Below are 16,674 nucleotides of genomic sequence, written 5' to 3'. Positions count from 1 at the left end.
GTTTTTACCAAACCGCCGATGGTTGTAGCAAAAATCCGCCCCAAAATGTGGGGCGGATTTTAGGATTGGCTTAGTTTGCGTCCCGATAGGAAACTTCCTTGCGGTCGCCGCCCGCTTTCCCACGCCGCAGGATCAGACGATTAAGCGCGTTGATATAGGCCTTAACGCTTGCCACAACGGTATCGGTATCTGCTGATTGCGCGGTTGCAATGCGTCCATCTTCTTCCATCCGCACGGATACGGTGGCTTGCGCATCGGTGCCTTCGGTCACCGCATGCACTTGGTAAAGTTGCAAACGGGCCGAATGTGGGAAGGCTTGTTTGACCGCATTAAAGGCGGCATCCACAGGGCCATCTCCCGTTGCCACAACAGTTTTTTCCTCATCGCCCACACGGATCACCAGATCCGCATTCTGGGGGGCTTCGGTGCCGCAGATGACACGCAGGAATTTCAGTTCCAAATGGTCAGAGGCATCAATGGCACCTGCATCTGTCACCAAGGCGATGATATCATCGTCAAACACTTCTTTCTTGCGGTCTGCCAATGCTTTGAAGCGCACGAATACATCGTTGAGCTGATTATCGGCCAATTCAAAGCCCAAATCCTTGAGCTTCGCGCGCAAGGCCGCGCGACCAGAGTGCTTGCCCAGTGGCAGCGATGTCCCAGAGAGGCCGATATCCTCGGGGCGCATGATCTCGAACGTATCGGCCGATTTCAGCATTCCATCTTGGTGGATGCCAGATTCATGCGCAAAGGCATTTTTGCCGACAATCGCCTTGTTGAACTGCACAGCAAACCCAGAAACTGTGCTGACACGGCGCGAGATGTGCATGATTTTCTTAGCATCCACGCGGGTGTGATAGGGCATGATGTCATTGCGCACGCGCATGGCCATCACGACCTCCTCAAGGGCGGTGTTTCCTGCCCGCTCACCCAAGCCGTTGATGGTGCATTCAATCTGACGCGCCCCGCCCTCCACTGCGGCCAAGGCATTGGCGGTCGCCATGCCGAGGTCATTGTGACAATGGGTGGCGAAGATGACATCCTCTGCGCCAGGCACATCCGCGATAAGGCGCTCAATCAGGCGCGCGCTCTCGCGGGGGGCTGTGTAGCCGACTGTGTCGGGGATGTTGATGGTGGTCGCGCCTGCCTTGATGGCAATTTCTACAACGCGCTTGAGATACTCCCATTCGGTGCGGGTGGCGTCCATCGGCGACCATTGGATATTGTCGCAAAGATTGCGCGCATGGCTGACTGTCTCGTGGATGCGCTCGGCCATTTGATCCATCGAGAGGTTCGGGATCGCGCGGTGTTGGGGCGAAGTGCCGATAAAAGTGTGGATGCGCGGGCTTTTGGCGTAGCGAACCGCCTCCCAGCAGCGGTCAATGTCTTTGAAATTCGCACGCGCAAGGCCGCAGATCGTGGCATTTTGGGTTTGCTTGGCAATCTCGGAGACAGCCGCAAAATCACCCTCGGAGGCAATTGGAAAGCCTGCCTCGATGATATCAACACCCATCTCGTCAAGAAGGGCTGCGATCTCGAGCTTTTCAGCATGGCTCATGGTCGCGCCCGGGCTTTGTTCGCCATCGCGCAATGTCGTGTCAAAAATCAAGACGCGGTTTTTCTCGTTCGTCATTGGGTTCTCTCCCCAGCCAGTCTTTTGCGGCCCTGTGCATCTGCAAAGCGGCCTTGTCAATCAATGATGCTTTGTTTTGGTGAAGCTTTCGGCGCTAAATCCCCCCTGAGCGGTCGCGCCGACTGGCACGCTCAGAGGCGGCTAAGAAGAAGCGCTAGCAATGCGTTTAGGCCGCCTGCTGGGCGGTTGTGCATCGCTGTCATATGTGTCGCGTTCTTGGTCATGATGTGCAGACTATGCCGCGCAAGATCAGGGATGAAAACCCCCTTTTTCACCCCAATGTCAAACTTGCCCCGCCTGCGCCGCCCCCTACATCACGCCCTATGACAGAGAATAGATTTCAGCGCGTTCTCATTGTGGGCGCATCAGGAGGCATCGGGCGTGCAATGGTTAACCATTACCGCGAAAGCGGTGCTGAGGTGTCTAGCTTGTCGCGCCGCGAGGACGGCTTTGATCTGACCGTGCCCGCCACAGTCGAGGCCCATTTGGTGGCGCAAACTGGCCCATTTGATTTGGTCATTGTCGCTACAGGGGCGCTTGAGATTGACGGCAAAGGCCCTGAGAAATCTTTAAGCCACATCAATGCAGACGCGCTTGCGCGGCAATTTGCGATCAACGCCATTGGCCCCGCTTTGATCTTGCGCCATGTGCCGCGCTTGATGGATCGGCAGGGCGCGGGCGTCTGTGCCGTCTTGTCCGCGCGGGTGGGATCGATCGGGGATAACCGCGCGGGCGGGTGGTATGGCTATCGGGCGGCAAAGGCTGCGGTCAATCAGATCGTGCGGACAGGGGCGATTGAATTGGCGCGCAGTCACAAAGGCGCGGCCTTGATTGCCCTACATCCTGGCACGGTGCGCACAAAATTCACCGAAAACTATCTTGGGCGCCATCCCGCCGTTGCGCCCGAGGAGGCCGCCGCGAATATCGCGCGTGTTTTGGCAGGGATCGGCCCCGCGCAAACAGGTCAGTTCTTCGATTGGAAAGGCGAGCCTGTGCCATGGTAAATTTCCCGCCCCGCTTGATCCTCGTTTTAGGGGATCAATTAAGTCACGCTATAGCCGCGTTGCGCGAAGCAGATAAATCCCGCGACATCGTGGTCATGGCTGAAGTGTGGGATGAAGCGAGCTATGTGCCGCATCATCCCAAAAAAATTGCCCTGATCTTTGCCGCAATGCGCAAATTCGCGCAAGAATTGCGGAATGATGGGTGGACTGTCGCATATACCCGCCTTGACGATGCGCAAAATGCGCAATCCTTGGTGGGTGAAGTTATCCGCCGCGCTGCTGAAACGGGCGCACAAGAGGCGATTGCCACAGCCCCTGCCGAATGGCGTGTGATTGCCGCCTTGGAAGATTGCCCAATCCCGGTTCATCAATTCCCTGATGATCGTTTTTTGTGCCATGCCTCAGAATTCGCCGATTGGGCCGAAGGGCGTAAAGAATTGCGGATGGAGTTTTTTTACCGCGAAATGCGCCGCAAAACAGGGATTTTGATGGCGGGTGATCACCCTGAAGGGGGGAAATGGAACTTCGACCATGACAATCGCGAACCGCCAAAGGAGGGGCTATCCAATCGCATGCCCCCGCAATTTGAACCAGATGAAACCGTCCTTGAGGTGCTTGATCTGGTTGAGGCGCGATTTGGCGCACATTTTGGCCGCTTGCGCCCCTTTTGGTTCGCGACAACCCGCGCCGAGGCTTTGGTCGCGTTAGAGGATTTCATCCAGAACCGCCTCCCCGATTTTGGGCGGTATCAAGATGCAATGGTGCAGGGTGAGGCGTTTCTGAACCATTCGATCTTGTCGATGTATTTGAACATTGGGCTGTTGAATTGGCGCGAGATTTGCGAGGCGGCTGAGGCCGCCTACCGCACAGGAGCGGCGCCCCTAAATTCGGTCGAGGGGTTCATTCGCCAGATTATTGGATGGCGTGAATACATTCGCGGCATTTATTTCCTTGAGGGGCCAGATTACACATCGCGCAACGCGCTTGGGCATAGCCGCAGCTTGCCTGCGTTTTACTGGTCGGGCGACACGGATATGGCCTGTCTGCGGGATGCGATCCTGCAAACGCGTGACCATGCCTATTCGCACCATATCCAACGCTTGATGGTGACGGGGAATTTTGCGCTTCTTGTGGGGGTTGATCCCAAAGAGGTGCATGAATGGTATCTGGCGGTTTATGCCGATGCCTTTGAATGGGTCGAAGCCCCCAATGTGATTGGGATGAGCCAATTCGCCGATGGCGGCATTGTGGCCTCAAAACCATATGTCTCGGGCGGCAATTATATCCATAAGATGTCAAATCATTGTGGGCGTTGCGCCTATAAGGTGAAAGAAAAAATTGGGACGCAAGCCTGCCCGTTTAATGCGTTGTATTGGCATTTCCTGATCCGAAACGAAGAAAAATTCGCAAAAAATCCGCGTATGGCGCAAATGTATCGCGTTTGGGCGAAGATGGATGCGGATACACGCGCCGCAACCCTTGAGACAGCCGAGGCCAATTTGGCGCGGCTTGATCAATTGTGAGGATCATTTTGGGGCTTCCCAAACCCGTAGGATTTTGCACATAGCTTAGTGGTGCCGCCTGCCGATCATTGGGATCGGGCAGGGTGGTGCGATGGGTTTCTGACATGATTGATGTTTATGCTGCCCCCGCGGCATTCACCGAGGCTGAATGTCTGCGTATTTTGGATCAGATCGCGGCTACCCCCACCCGCGATGCGAAACTAGTGGGACAAGCGCAGCACCATAATGTGCGCCGTGCGGATCTGGTTTGGTTGGACGAGGTCGAGGGATGCGAATGGGTGACCGAGCGCGCGATTGATCTGGTGCGCGTGGCCAATCGTGAGATGTTTGATTTCGACATCACCGATTTTTCCGAAAGCCCACAGGTTGCCCGATATGACAGCAGCCGCGAAGGCCATTTCGATTGGCATTCCGATATTGGGGATGGCCGATTGGCCGCGCGGCGAAAATTAACCATTGTCATCCAACTTGATGCAGGTGCGGGATATCAGGGGGGGGATTTGCAGATCATGCCAAGCAACCACACTGTGACTGCCGCGCGCGGGCGTGGGGATGCGGTCATGTTTCCGTCTTTCATGTTGCATCGGGTGACGCCCGTCACCAAAGGCACGCGCCATTCGCTGACCTTGTGGTGTCACGGGCCAAGCTTTCGCTAATGGGATTTCGCAACATCTCACCCGCAGCGATATGGACAAATCTGATGGGCTGTGAAACACGGGGCGCTTGAAACACAGGAGGTTTTGAGCATGACAACAGTCACCCGTTTCGCGCCGTCCCCAACTGGCTATTTGCACGTTGGCAACCTGCGCACGGCTTTGTTCAATCACCTCATTGCGCGGCGCACAGGCGGCAAATTTATTTTGCGCCTTGATGATACGGATCCCGAACGCTCAAAGCAGGAATATGCGGATGCGATCCGCGAAGATTTAGAGTGGCTGGGCCTGACTTGGGATCAAGAGGAGCGCCAATCGGCGCGGCTTGATCGATACGAGGCCGCGGCCCAAGATTTGCGCGACAAAGGACGATTTTACGAGGCGTTTGAAACGCCCACAGAACTCGACCTTAAGCGCAAAAAGCAACTGAATATGGGGCAGCCGCCCGTCTATGATCGCGCTGCGCTTAAATTGAGCGAAACCGAGCGCGATGCGTTGCGCGCCGAGCGTGGTATGGGCGTTTGGCGGTTCTTGCTTGATCAAGAACGGATCGAGTGGACGGATGGTATTTTGGGCGATTTGTCGATTGACGCGGCCAGCCTGTCTGACCCTGTTTTGATCCGTCAGGATGGGCAGTTTTTGTATACATTGGCCTCGGTGGTCGATGACACAGATATGGGTATCACCCATGTCGTGCGCGGGTCGGATCATGTGACCAACACAGCGACACAAATCCAGATTATGGCGGCCCTTGGCTTTGCTGCGCCCAACTTCGCGCATCATTCACTTTTGACAGGCCCGCAGGGTGAGGCGTTATCGAAACGCCTTGGCACCTTGGCCTTGCGCGATTTGCGTGCGGCAGGGGTGCATCCTATGGCGTTGTTGTCTTTGATGGCGCGGCTTGGATCCTCCCAACCTGTTGAGATTGCAAGCAGTCTTGATGACTTGGCTGCTGGATTTGATTTGGCGCATTTCGGCGCGGCCCCCACAAAATTTGATGTTGATGATTTATATCCGCTGACCGCACGCATTCTGGCGGCGCAAGATTTAAGCGTGGTGGCAGATGCGGTGCGGGCTGCGGGGGTGCCAGATGATCTCGCGCCCCTATTCTGGCAGGTGACGCGTGAAAACATCACCACGCTGCATGATCTGGCGGGTTGGTGGCAGCTGTGCCGTGATGGTGCGGCCCCATTGGTTGACGCAGAGGATCAAGCATTCATCACCGAGGCCCTCGCCCTGCTGCCTGAGCCACCCTACGGGCCAGAGGCATGGTCGAATTGGACGAACGCGGTGAAAGAGGCCACGGGACGCAAGGGGAAATCCCTTTTCATGCCGCTGCGCAAAGCTGTGACAGGGCGCGAGCGTGGGCCTGAAATGGCCGATCTTTTGCAGTTGTTGCAAAACAAGCCCACGCTGTAAGCGCCTGTTGAAAGCGCTGCCTTTTTCATGCCACCCTAATCACCATTGGGGTGGCAATTAGAAAGGTTCAGGTTCCCGTGAACGCGCAAGCCGCAAAACCTCCAAAATTCCCCGAGATTTGCCAGACGGGTTATGCTGGACTGGTTGTGCGCTTTGGCGATCAATTGAACGAAGCAGGCAATCGCGCAAGCCTTGCCTTTGCTGCTGAGGTGACAGCGGCAGGTCTGGCGGGGGTTTTGGAGGTCTCAACCGCCCTGCAATCCGTTCTTTTGCGGTATGATCCCCTGCTTGTATCCCCTGAAGCACTCCGCGCGGATCTCGCGGCGGCTCTTACGCAGCGCGATTGGTATGCTGCATCCCTGCCTCAGGGGCGCACAGTTTGGGAGGTGCCTGCCTGTTTTGGCGGTGCATATGGCCCAGAATTCGAACAGGCTTGTTCGCTCGCAGGTGTCAGTCAGGCTGAGGCGGTTGCAGAGTTGTGTGCAACCCCGCTTCGGGTTCAGGCAATCGGGTTTGCGCCGTCACAGCCCTATTTGGGAGAGTTGCCACCCAATTGGAATTTCCCCAGACAGGCAACCCTAAATCCGCAGGTGCCAAAAGGGGCGTTGGTTGCAGCAATCCGCCAGATTGTTCTGTTTTCTGTGCCATCGCCAACGGGCTGGCTGCATATTGGTCAAACGGGTCTTAGCCTGTTTGACCCCGCGCGTGACCCCGCCTTCATGTTGCGAGCGGGAGACGAAATTGCACTTCGGCCTGTTTCTGAGGCAGAATTTGAGACGTCATGCGCCGCCGCGCCATATGGCGGTGCTGTGCGGCGGGCGTTGCCATGACGGCAACGTTTCTTGTTCACCAAGCAGGGCCTGCCGTGACTGTGCAGGATTTGGGGTGGCACGGCTATGTCGCACAAGGTGTGTCGCGCGGCGGGGCGATAGATATGTTGGCGATGGCAGAAGGCGCGGCCTTGTTAGGGCAATCACCCAACCTTGCGGCGTTAGAGATGGCAGGGTTCGGGGGTGTCTTTAGTGCGACCCGCGACTGCGTCATTGCACTGACGGGCGCCGAGATGCGCGCGGATTTGGATGGGCGTGCTTTGGCATGGAACGCGACCCATGCTGTGCCTGCGGGCGCGAAACTGAACATCGGGCCCGTCATGCGCGGTGTTTATGGGTATCTGCACATATCAGGCGGATTTGAGCCGCCATTGATCTTGCAGGGGCGCGGAACGCATTTGGCCGCAGGTCTGCGCGCGGCAATTCGTGAGGGGGCGGAACTGCCCTTTGGCCCATCCTCCGCGACCCGCGCAGGCCTGTCCCTAGATGTGGCAGATCGCAGTGCAGGCGGTGTCATTCGCATTTTGCCAACCCTACAAAGTGATATGTTCGGGGCTGATCTATTGGCGGCGTTCCAAAATACAAGTTTCACGCGCGACCCGCGCAGCAATCGGATGGGGGTGCGCTTGGCTGCGCCCGATGCGCCCAATTTCGCCCCTGAGGCAGCGCGCAATATTCTTTCTGATATTGTGATGGAGGGGGATATCCAGATCACAGGCGATGGAACACCTTATGTTTTGATGGCCGAAAGCCAGACGACAGGGGGCTATCCACGGATCGCGCAGGTTCTGCCTTGTGATTTGCCGCGCTTGGCGCAACTCTCAAGCGGGGCCGAGGTCATGTTTCAAATGATCAGCCATGGCGAGGCGGTAGAGATTGAGCGCGCCGCACAGGCTGCGCGCGCACAACTTGGGGCCATGTGTAAGCCAGTTTTGCGTGACCCGCGCGAGGCGGGTGATCTTTTGGCAATGCAATTGATCAGCGGTGTTACCGCAGGGGAGGACGAGGGATGAAGGTCGATCTAAATGCCGATTTGGGCGAAGGTTTTGGCCCTTGGCCCATGGGCGCTGATGCGGCGATGATGGATGTGATTTCATCGGCCAATATCGCCTGCGGCTTTCACGCGGGCGATCCCGATCAGATGCTAAAATCTATGTCAGCCGCAGTGGCGCGTGGCGTGGGCCTAGGCGCGCATCCGGGGTTTCCTGATTTGCAAGGGTTTGGACGGCGCCCAATGCAGATGAGCTATGCAGAGGTGGCCAATATGGTGACCTATCAAACAGGCGCTGCCATAGCGATGGCGCGCGCGGCGGGGGGGCGCTTGCGCCATGTCAAATTGCATGGGGCCTTGGCCAACATGGCCGCTGATGATGCGGCCCTTGCACGCGCCGCCTATGAAGGGGCGTTGCGGGCGGATCCTGACCTGATCGTCATGGTGATTGCTTGCACAGAGCAGGAAGAAGCCGCCCTTGCCATCGGTGCCCCAATCGCGCGCGAGATTTTTGCGGATCGGGCCTATTTGCCAAGTGCCCGCCTGCAAGATCGCAAAATTGCAGGCGCGGTGATCCATGATCCAGAGCAGGTCGCGGCACGCATTTTGGCGATGTTGCAGGAGGCCGCGATTATTGCCGAAGATGGAACCCGCATCCCCACACAAATTGATACAATCTGCCTGCATGGGGATACGCCGCAGGCGGTTGAGATTGCTCGTAATTTGCGCAGTTGCCTTGAGGCGGAGAAAATCCAAATCGGGCAATTTTAATTGCTTCTGCGAAGGTTCTGCCGTTTTTTGCGGCGCAATAGTCGTAAATGGTGCGATTGTTCTTGATGCTCTGCGCGTCATTACTTATGATAACACTACATGCAGGGAGACATTGTGCCGTTTGCACAAGGCCGAAGGAGCAACCGCCCCGGTAAACTCTCAGGCAAAAGAACCTGTATGTGAGAAAACTCTGGAGAGTGATGCGGTATTGCGCATCCGCCGAAGGGATAACGATCTCAGGCGAAAGGACAGAGGGGGCATCGACAGCCGATTTTTCGGCGTAACCGATTCCGGGTATATCTCGGGGTGTTGGAGGGTTGATGACCACGGGGCTTTTGGAGCTGCCACTTAATGGGCTTCACGCAGAGCTAGGCGGAAAATTCGTGCCTTTTGCGGGCTACTCTATGCCCGTGCAATACGCAGCGGGCGTGATGGCCGAACATCTTTGGACGCGCGAAAAGGCGGGACTGTTTGATGTCTCGCATATGGGGCAGGTGCGGCTGCCTTTAGATCAAGCTTCGGCACTTGAGCGGATCGCGCCCATCGAGGTTGAAGGCCTCGCAGAAGGCCGCCAGCGCTATGGTTTCCTTACCAATGAGGCGGGCGGTTTGGTCGATGATTTCATGATCGCGCGCTACGCAGATTGTTTCGTTATCGTGATCAATGCCGCGCGCCGCGCCGAAGATTTGGCACTGTTTGAGAAACATTTAGCGGGTTTTGAGGTCATCAATGACCGTGCCCTTTTGGCTTTGCAGGGGCCACAGGCCGAAAGCGCGCTTGCGCGTCTGCTGCCTGATGTGGCGACACTGCGCTTTATGGATGTGCGCAGATTGACATGGCAGGGTTCGGATCTGTGGTTGAGCCGTTCTGGCTATACGGGCGAGGATGGGTTTGAGATTTCCGTGCCTGTGGCCGTCTGCGATGCCTTCGCCCGCGCATTATTGGCGATGGATGAGGTCGCGCCCATTGGTTTAGGGGCGCGTGACAGTCTACGGATGGAGGCGGGCCTGCCCCTATATGGCAACGATCTTTCCGAAACCATTTCCCCTGTTGAGGCTGGCCTCTCTTGGGGTATTTCCAAATCACGCCGCCCCGATGGGGCCAAGGCAGGCGGGTATTTGGGTGTTGGGGTCATTGCCTCTCATCTTGCGGGCGAAGCTGCGCGCAAACGGATCGGTCTTGTGCCAGAGGGGCGCGCGCCGATGCGCGGCGGCGTGCCCCTGTTTTTGTCAGAGACAAGCCAAACACAAATCGGCGAGATCACTTCGGGCGGGTTTAGCCCAAGCCTAGGTCACCCTATTGCGATGGCGCTGGTGCAATCTGACACGGATGCAGATGCGCCAATCTGGGGCGAGTTGCGCGGCAAACGACATCCTATGCGGCAGGTTGATCTGCCATTCTTCAAAACATCCTACAAACGATAAGACAGGGAGACATCCAAATGCGTTTCACAGAAGAACATGAATGGTTGTTGGTTGATGGTGATCTGGTTGTGGTCGGCATCACCGAACACGCGGCCACTCAATTGGGTGATGTGGTTTTCGTAGAATTGCCAGAGCTTGAGACTGCAGCCGCGAAGGGTGATGAGGTGGTGGTTATTGAATCTGTCAAAGCGGCCTCTGACATCTTGGCCCCGCTGGATGGTGAGATTGTCGAGGTTAATGACGTCTTGGTTGATAACCCCTCTTTGGTCAATGACGATCCCACCGGTGAGGCGTGGTTCTTTAAGATGAAGGTAGACGATCTCTCTGCGGTCGATGCCTACATGACCGAGGATGAATACAAAGATTTCATTGGCGAATAAGCCCCCCGAGCAGGTGTGACACATGACAAAATGGATGCGTGAAACTTATGATCCGACCGATTTTGGCAATCGCCGCCATATCGGGCCTTCCCCCGCCGAAATGGCAGAGATGTTAGAGGTGATCGGTGCACCAGATTTGGATGCGCTGATTGATGAAACATTGCCGAAGGATATTCGTCAGACCAAGCCACTTGAATGGGCGGCAATGTCTGAGGCGGAATTGCTGGCGCATATGCGCGAGATTGCAGCCAAAAATAAGGTCATGGTTTCGATGATTGGGCAGGGGTATTACAACACCCATACCCCGCCTGCGATCCAACGCAATGTCTTGGAAAACCCTGCTTGGTATACGGCCTATACCCCCTATCAACCCGAGATCAGCCAAGGCCGCCTTGAGGCCCTGCTCAATTTTCAGACGATGGTTGCTGACTTAACGGGGCTTGAGATTGCCAATGCTTCGCTTCTTGATGAGGCCACCGCCTGCGCCGAAGCGATGGTGATGGCCGAGCGCGTTGCAAAATCAAAGGCGCGTGGTTTCTTCATCGACCAAAATTGCCATCCGCAAAATATTGCCGTCATGCAGCGCCGCGCAGAACCTTTGGGGATTGAGGTGATTGTGGGCGATCCGAAGGATATGGACGCAAGCACGGTCTTTGGTGCGATTTTCCAATATCCTGGCACATTCGGTGATCTCTATGATCCATCTGCGCAAGTTACGGCCCTGCATGCTGCAAATGCCGTGGCGATTGTTTGCACGGATTTGCTGGCCCTTACAGTTCTGCGCGAGCCTGGGGCGATTGGCGCAGATATTGCGGTGGGCTCAGCGCAACGCTTTGGTGTTCCGCTGGGATATGGTGGCCCGCACGCAGCATTTCTTTCCTGTCGCGAGGCCTATAAGCGGGCCATCCCAGGTCGGCTTGTTGGCGTATCGGTTGACGCGCAGGGGCGCCGTGCCTATCGCCTCTCCTTGCAGACGCGCGAGCAGCATATTCGCCGCGAGAAAGCCACCTCGAATGTCTGCACCGCGCAGGCGCTTTTGGCCGTCATGGCCTCGCTTTATGCGGTGTTTCACGGCCCACGCGGATTGCGCGCGATTGCGCAGCGGGTGCATTTGCACGCAGCGCGTCTCGCCAAAAGTCTCGAGGCGGGCGGCTTTGCGCCGCTGACGCAAAGCTATTTTGACACGATCACAGTCAAGGTCGGGGCCAAACAATCGCGGATCATGGCGGCGGCTGTGGCGCGGGGGATCAACCTACGTGATGTTGGCCAAGATCGGATTGGCATTTCCGTGGATGAGGTAACAACCGAAGCCCATTTGGCCGCGGTCTGTGAGGCGTTCGGCACACCGCTTTTGGATGCGGTTGAAGCGCCATCTATCCCTGACGCGCTCTTGCGGGAAACTGAGTATCTCACCCATCCGATTTTCCACATGAACCGCGCGGAATCCGAGATGATGCGGTATATGCGCCGCCTGTCGGATCGTGACTTGGCGCTGGATCGTGCCATGATCCCGCTTGGCTCTTGCACGATGAAGCTGAACGCCGCGGTCGAGATGATGCCAATCACATGGCCCGAATTTGGTGGGCTGCACCCTTTTGCGCCAAAAGATCAGGCCGAGGGCTATGCGCAAATGCTGGCGGCCCTGTCGGATTATCTGTGCGAGATCACAGGCTATGATGCGATGTCGATGCAGCCCAATTCGGGTGCGCAAGGTGAATATGCAGGCCTTTTGACCATTGCCGCTTATCATCAGGCGCGCGGCGATCATCACCGCAAGATCTGTTTGATCCCTGTTTCCGCGCATGGCACCAACCCTGCCTCTGCACAGATGGCGGGAATGGATGTGGTTGTAGTCAAATCTGCGGAAAACGGCGATGTTGATCTTGAAGATTTCCGTGCCAAGGCCGAGGCGGCGGGTGATCGTCTGGCTGCTTGCATGATAACCTATCCGTCCACCCATGGCGTGTTTGAAGGCACGGTGCGCGAGATTTGTGAGATCACCCATGCCCATGGGGGGCAAGTCTATTTGGATGGTGCGAACCTCAACGCCATGGTGGGCCTGTCCAAACCCGGTGAGATCGGGGCAGATGTGAGCCACCTGAATTTGCACAAAACCTTCTGCATCCCGCATGGTGGTGGCGGGCCAGGGATGGGGCCGATTGGCGTGAAGGCGCATCTTGCCCCCTATCTGCCGGGACATCCAGAATTGGACAGCGACCAAGGGCCCGTGTCGGGCGCGCCCTATGGTTCGGCTTCGATCTTGCCGATTTCTTATGCCTATATCAAATTGATGGGCGGGGCAGGTCTGACACAGGCCACCAAAATCGCAATCCTCAATGCCAATTACATCGCCAAGCGCCTATCGGATGCCTATCCGATCCTGTTCACGGGGCAGGGCGGGCATATCGCGCATGAATGCATCCTTGATTGTCGTCCCTTTGCCGAGGCGGGGGTGACAGTTGATGATATCGCCAAGCGTCTGATGGATAACGGGTTCCACGCGCCCACGATGAGTTGGCCTGTGGCAGGCACATTGATGGTCGAACCAACCGAAAGCGAAACCAAGGCGGAGATTGACCGCTTCTGTGATGCAATGCTCGCCATTCGGGCCGAGATTGCCGATGTCGAGGCGGGCAAAATCGCCGCCGAAGACAGCCCCTTGCGCCATGCGCCTCACACGGTCGAAGACTTGGTTGGCCCATGGGAGCGCGCCTATAGCCGCGAGGTCGGCTGCTTCCCTGCGGGGGCCTTCCGCGTTGATAAATATTGGCCGCCCGTGAACCGCGTGGACAATGTCTATGGCGACAGGCATCTGATTTGCACCTGCCCGCCCGTTACAGATTATCTGGACGCAGCCGAATAGGCCCTAACCCCCGAAGCGGCGATACAGCTGATCGAGCGTATAGGTTTTGGCCGCTTCGGGATGTGGGTCTGAGACAACATTTGGGTCTGCGGGCAGACAATTCTCGCCGCAGACCTGACGCATCACGCCCGTCTCGCCATCAATGAACCATAACCGCCCCGCAGGGGTGGCGACCCATCCATTCGTGCCACGGCTCATATCGCCCTCAACATCAATCGTGGAGGGCACCTCATTGTCATAGCGCGGATCAAAAGCCGCATGGGTGTGCCAAGAGGATATAATCCGCATGCCCGCAGGCGCATCCATCATCGCGCAACTGTCGCGCCCGCCCCAACTGGATTTCGAACTGGACAAGCGCCCCGCTTGATCGCGCAGGACATAGCCACAGACCTCGCGGTTATAGGTGATGGAATGGCGGTTCATGGAGTGCATCAGCGCCATGACGAATTGCTGTTCATCCGCATCTTGCGCATGGGCGGGGAGGCCGAGGCATAGGCCAAGGAACAGACTTGCAAGGGTCAACTTCATCTTGGGCATGGGCGGTGCTCCCTGAACCAGTTGCCGATAAGATAAAGGAATTGGGGGAGTAAACCAGAGCTCAGGTTTGGGAAATCTAGGAACTCATATCGTGTTTCTTAAGATTGGCGAGTTTGGGGTCTGCGCTCACGGAGTTCAAAATGGATGCAGCCTTCGGGTTCAGCGCCAGAATTTATCCGAGAGAAAGCCGCCCCGAATGGGGCGACTTTTTTATCTCACCGCGCGAATTTCTTGTATTTCACCCGTTTCGGCTCAAGCGCATCTGGCCCGAGGCGGCGTTTTTTGTCTTCTTCGTAATCGGAGAAGGCGCCTTCGAACCATTCCACATGGGCCTCGCCCTCAAAGGCGAGGATATGGGTGCAGATGCGGTCAAGGAAGAAGCGGTCGTGGCTGATCACCACGGCGCAGCCTGCGAAATCGGTCAGCGCATCTTCGAGCGCGCGCAAGGTTTCCACGTCCAAATCGTTGGTCGGTTCGTCCAACAAAAGAACATTTCCGCCTGATTTCAAAAGTTTGGCCATATGCACGCGGTTGCGTTCGCCCCCTGACAAAAGGCCCACTTTCTTTTGCTGATCCCCGCCTTTGAAGTTGAAGGCCGAGCAATAAGCGCGGCTGTTCATCGTGGCATCGCCCAGTTCGATGATCTCGGCCCCGCCCGAAACCTCCTCCCAAACTGTTTTTTCTGGATCCAGTGCATCGCGGGATTGGTCGACATAGGACAGCTTGACCGTATCGCCATATTCAAGCGTGCCCGCGTCAGGCCCTTCTTGGCCCGTCAGCATTCGAAACAGCGTGGATTTACCCGCGCCGTTTGGCCCGATCACGCCCACGATCCCGCCAGGAGGCAAGCTAAAGCTGAGATCTTCAATGAGCAGCTTGTCGCCATAGGCCTTGGTCAGGTTTTCGATTTCGATCACCTTTTGACCCAAGCGAGGGCCATTGGGGATGACGATCTGCGCGCGGCTGATTTTATCGCGCTCTGATTGGCCCGCCAATTCTTCATAGGCGTTGATACGGGCCTTTTGCTTGGCCTGACGCGCCTTTGCGCCCTGTCTGATCCATTCCAATTCGCGCTCAAGGGTTTTCTGGCGTGATTTATCCTCGCGGGCTTCTTGCTCGAGGCGCTTGGCTTTTTGCTCCAACCAGCTTGAGTAATTGCCTTCGTATGGAATGCCGCGGCCGCGGTCGAGTTCGAGAATCCAGCCCGTGATGTCGTCCAAAAAGTAACGGTCATGGGTGACGATCAAAATCGTGCCTTTGTAGTCGATCAAATGCTGCTGCAACCAAGCGATGGTTTCCGCGTCCAAGTGGTTGGTCGGTTCGTCCAACAGCAGCATATCAGGCGCTTCAAGCAGCAATTTGCACAGCGCCACGCGGCGGCGTTCCCCGCCTGAAAGATGCTCTGGCATTGCCTCATCGGGCGGGCAGCGCAAGGCCTCCATGGCCACATCTATCTGGCTGTCGAGATCCCACAGGTTGTTGCTGTCAATCTCATCTTGCAACGCTGCCATTTCATCGGCGGTTTCATCCGAATAGTTCATGGCCAATTCGTTAAAGCGATCAAGCTTGGCTTTTTTCTCGGCCACACCCAACATTACGTTTTCGCGCACTGTGAGGGTTTCATCGAGTTGCGGCTCTTGGGGCAGATAGCCCACCTTTGCGCCTTGCGCGGCCCATGCCTCGCCAGAGAAGTCCTTGTCCCAGCCCGCCATAATCCGCAGCAATGTGGATTTACCTGCGCCGTTGACACCGACCACACCGATTTTCACACCGGGCAAGAAGCTGAGGCGGATATTCTCGAAGCATTTCTTGCCACCAGGATAGGTCTTAGAGACACCGTCCATGTGGTAGACATATTGATAGGAGGCCATGCGTGCGTTGTCCTTTGAGAGTGGATTTTTTCCTCTTCTAATGGGGATGGCTGCTTTCGGCAATCAGTTCGCCTGCTTTCCTTGCGGCTTTGCTTCGTGATAGAGGCGAAGGTGAACGTCTGATTTGTCGTGGAAGTTTACCCTGTGTTTCGCCACACCTTGCCTTTTGCCCCTGAGGCTGCACGCATTGGCCTCTTTGGTGGTTCGTTTGATCCGCCACATGCGGGGCATTTGCATATCAGTCGTGAGGCGCTCAAGCGGCTGCGGTTGGATCAGGTTTGGTGGTTGGTCAGCCCAGGTAATCCGTTGAAATCTCGCGGGCCTGCGCCCCTTGATGCGCGGATCAACGCCGCGCGGGCCTTGCAAGCGGGCCATCCGAAACTGCGGGTCACGGGCATTGAGGCGCAGCTTGGCACAAGGTTTACCGCGCAGACATTGCGACAAATGCAGGCGCTTTATCCAAAGCTGCGGTTTGTGTGGATGATGGGGGCTGATAATTTGGCCCAGTTTCACCTGTGGCAGGATTGGCAGGAGATCATCTCAAGCCTACCGATTGCTGTTTTTGCGCGCCCGCAAGCGGGGTTGCCTGCCCGCTTCTCGAAAGCTGCGCGCGCCTACGATGCCGCGCGGGTGGCGCCTGAATTGGCCTATGACTTGGCCGAGTACGAAGCCCCAGCTTGGACTTATCTCACCCTACCTTTGCGCAGTGAAAGTTCATCGCAATTGCGCGCAGCGGGTGTATGGTCTTGAGAAACCCGTTCGGGCTTGGCTT

Annotated in this window: 14 protein-coding genes and 1 riboswitch; of the genes, 11 read left to right on the top strand and 3 right to left on the bottom strand. The window is 56.7% G+C overall.

Translation table 11 applies throughout. The features are described from left to right. Positions 1-70: 70 nt before the first annotated feature. On the bottom strand, positions 71-1,636 hold the full coding sequence (locus I3V23_06785) for a 2-isopropylmalate synthase (protein QPI84333.1): 1,566 nt from the start codon (positions 1,634-1,636) through the stop codon (positions 71-73). Between the two features lie 323 nt (positions 1,637-1,959). Here I3V23_06785 and I3V23_06780 point away from each other — a divergent pair, with 323 nt between their 5' ends. From I3V23_06780 to gcvP, 10 genes are all read left to right on the top strand, one after another. Continuing rightward, positions 1,960-2,640: an SDR family NAD(P)-dependent oxidoreductase gene (locus I3V23_06780; GenBank protein QPI84332.1), complete on the top strand. Its 681-nt coding sequence runs from the start codon at positions 1,960-1,962 to the stop codon at positions 2,638-2,640. Continuing rightward, positions 2,634-4,163 (top strand): cryptochrome/photolyase family protein, encoded by a 1,530-nt coding sequence (locus I3V23_06775; protein QPI84331.1) that lies wholly within the window; start codon positions 2,634-2,636, stop codon positions 4,161-4,163. Before I3V23_06780 ends, I3V23_06775 begins: the two co-directional genes overlap by 7 nt. Before the next feature lie 104 nt (positions 4,164-4,267). After that, positions 4,268-4,819: a 2OG-Fe(II) oxygenase gene (locus I3V23_06770; GenBank protein QPI84330.1), complete on the top strand. Its 552-nt coding sequence runs from the start codon at positions 4,268-4,270 to the stop codon at positions 4,817-4,819. A gap of 90 nt (positions 4,820-4,909) precedes the next feature. After that, positions 4,910-6,235 (top strand): glutamate--tRNA ligase, encoded by a 1,326-nt coding sequence (locus I3V23_06765; GenBank protein ID QPI84329.1) that lies wholly within the window; start codon positions 4,910-4,912, stop codon positions 6,233-6,235. Between the two features lie 77 nt (positions 6,236-6,312). After that, complete coding sequence (locus tag I3V23_06760; protein ID QPI84328.1) at positions 6,313-7,065, top strand: carboxyltransferase domain-containing protein; 753 nt, start codon at positions 6,313-6,315, stop codon at positions 7,063-7,065. After that, positions 7,062-8,078 carry a biotin-dependent carboxyltransferase family protein gene (locus I3V23_06755; protein ID QPI84327.1) on the top strand — a complete coding sequence of 339 codons (1,017 nt, stop codon included), beginning with the start codon at positions 7,062-7,064 and terminating at the stop codon, positions 8,076-8,078. The genes I3V23_06760 and I3V23_06755 overlap by 4 nt, the downstream gene beginning before the upstream one ends. Beyond that, positions 8,075-8,827 carry a LamB/YcsF family protein gene (locus I3V23_06750; GenBank protein ID QPI84326.1) on the top strand — a complete coding sequence of 251 codons (753 nt, stop codon included), beginning with the start codon at positions 8,075-8,077 and terminating at the stop codon, positions 8,825-8,827. The genes I3V23_06755 and I3V23_06750 overlap by 4 nt, the downstream gene beginning before the upstream one ends. 93 nt (positions 8,828-8,920) lie before the next feature. Then, a riboswitch (glycine riboswitch) is annotated at positions 8,921-9,012 on the top strand. 135 nt (positions 9,013-9,147) lie between these two features. Next, positions 9,148-10,251, top strand: coding sequence for a glycine cleavage system aminomethyltransferase GcvT (gcvT, locus tag I3V23_06745; GenBank protein QPI84325.1), 1,104 nt, complete (start codon positions 9,148-9,150; stop codon positions 10,249-10,251). A 17-nt stretch (positions 10,252-10,268) separates the two neighbouring features. Continuing rightward, positions 10,269-10,631: a glycine cleavage system protein GcvH gene (gcvH, locus tag I3V23_06740; GenBank protein QPI84324.1), complete on the top strand. Its 363-nt coding sequence runs from the start codon at positions 10,269-10,271 to the stop codon at positions 10,629-10,631. A gap of 22 nt (positions 10,632-10,653) precedes the next feature. Continuing rightward, entirely contained in the window at positions 10,654-13,494 is a 2,841-nt protein-coding gene (gene gcvP / locus I3V23_06735; GenBank protein ID QPI84323.1) for an aminomethyl-transferring glycine dehydrogenase, read from the top strand. A 3-nt stretch (positions 13,495-13,497) separates the two neighbouring features. Here the strand turns inward: gcvP and I3V23_06730 are convergent, their stop codons facing one another. Together I3V23_06730 and ettA are read right to left on the bottom strand one after the other, a co-directional pair. Beyond that, positions 13,498-14,031 (bottom strand): DUF4329 domain-containing protein, encoded by a 534-nt coding sequence (locus tag I3V23_06730; protein ID QPI84322.1) that lies wholly within the window; start codon positions 14,029-14,031, stop codon positions 13,498-13,500. A gap of 215 nt (positions 14,032-14,246) precedes the next feature. Then, positions 14,247-15,902, bottom strand: a complete 1,656-nt coding sequence (ettA, locus tag I3V23_06725) for an energy-dependent translational throttle protein EttA (protein QPI84321.1) — start codon at positions 15,900-15,902, stop codon at positions 14,247-14,249. Positions 15,903-16,046: 144 nt separating this feature from the next. Between ettA and I3V23_06720 the strand changes: the two genes are divergently transcribed. Next, entirely contained in the window at positions 16,047-16,652 is a 606-nt protein-coding gene (locus I3V23_06720; protein QPI84320.1) for a nicotinate-nucleotide adenylyltransferase, read from the top strand. Positions 16,653-16,674: the final 22 nt, after the last annotated feature.

Source organism: Rhodobacterales bacterium HKCCA1288, assembly GCA_015693905.1.
Lineage (GTDB): Bacteria > Pseudomonadota > Alphaproteobacteria > Rhodobacterales > Rhodobacteraceae > M30B80.
This window is presented reverse-complemented; position numbering and strand designations above follow the sequence as displayed.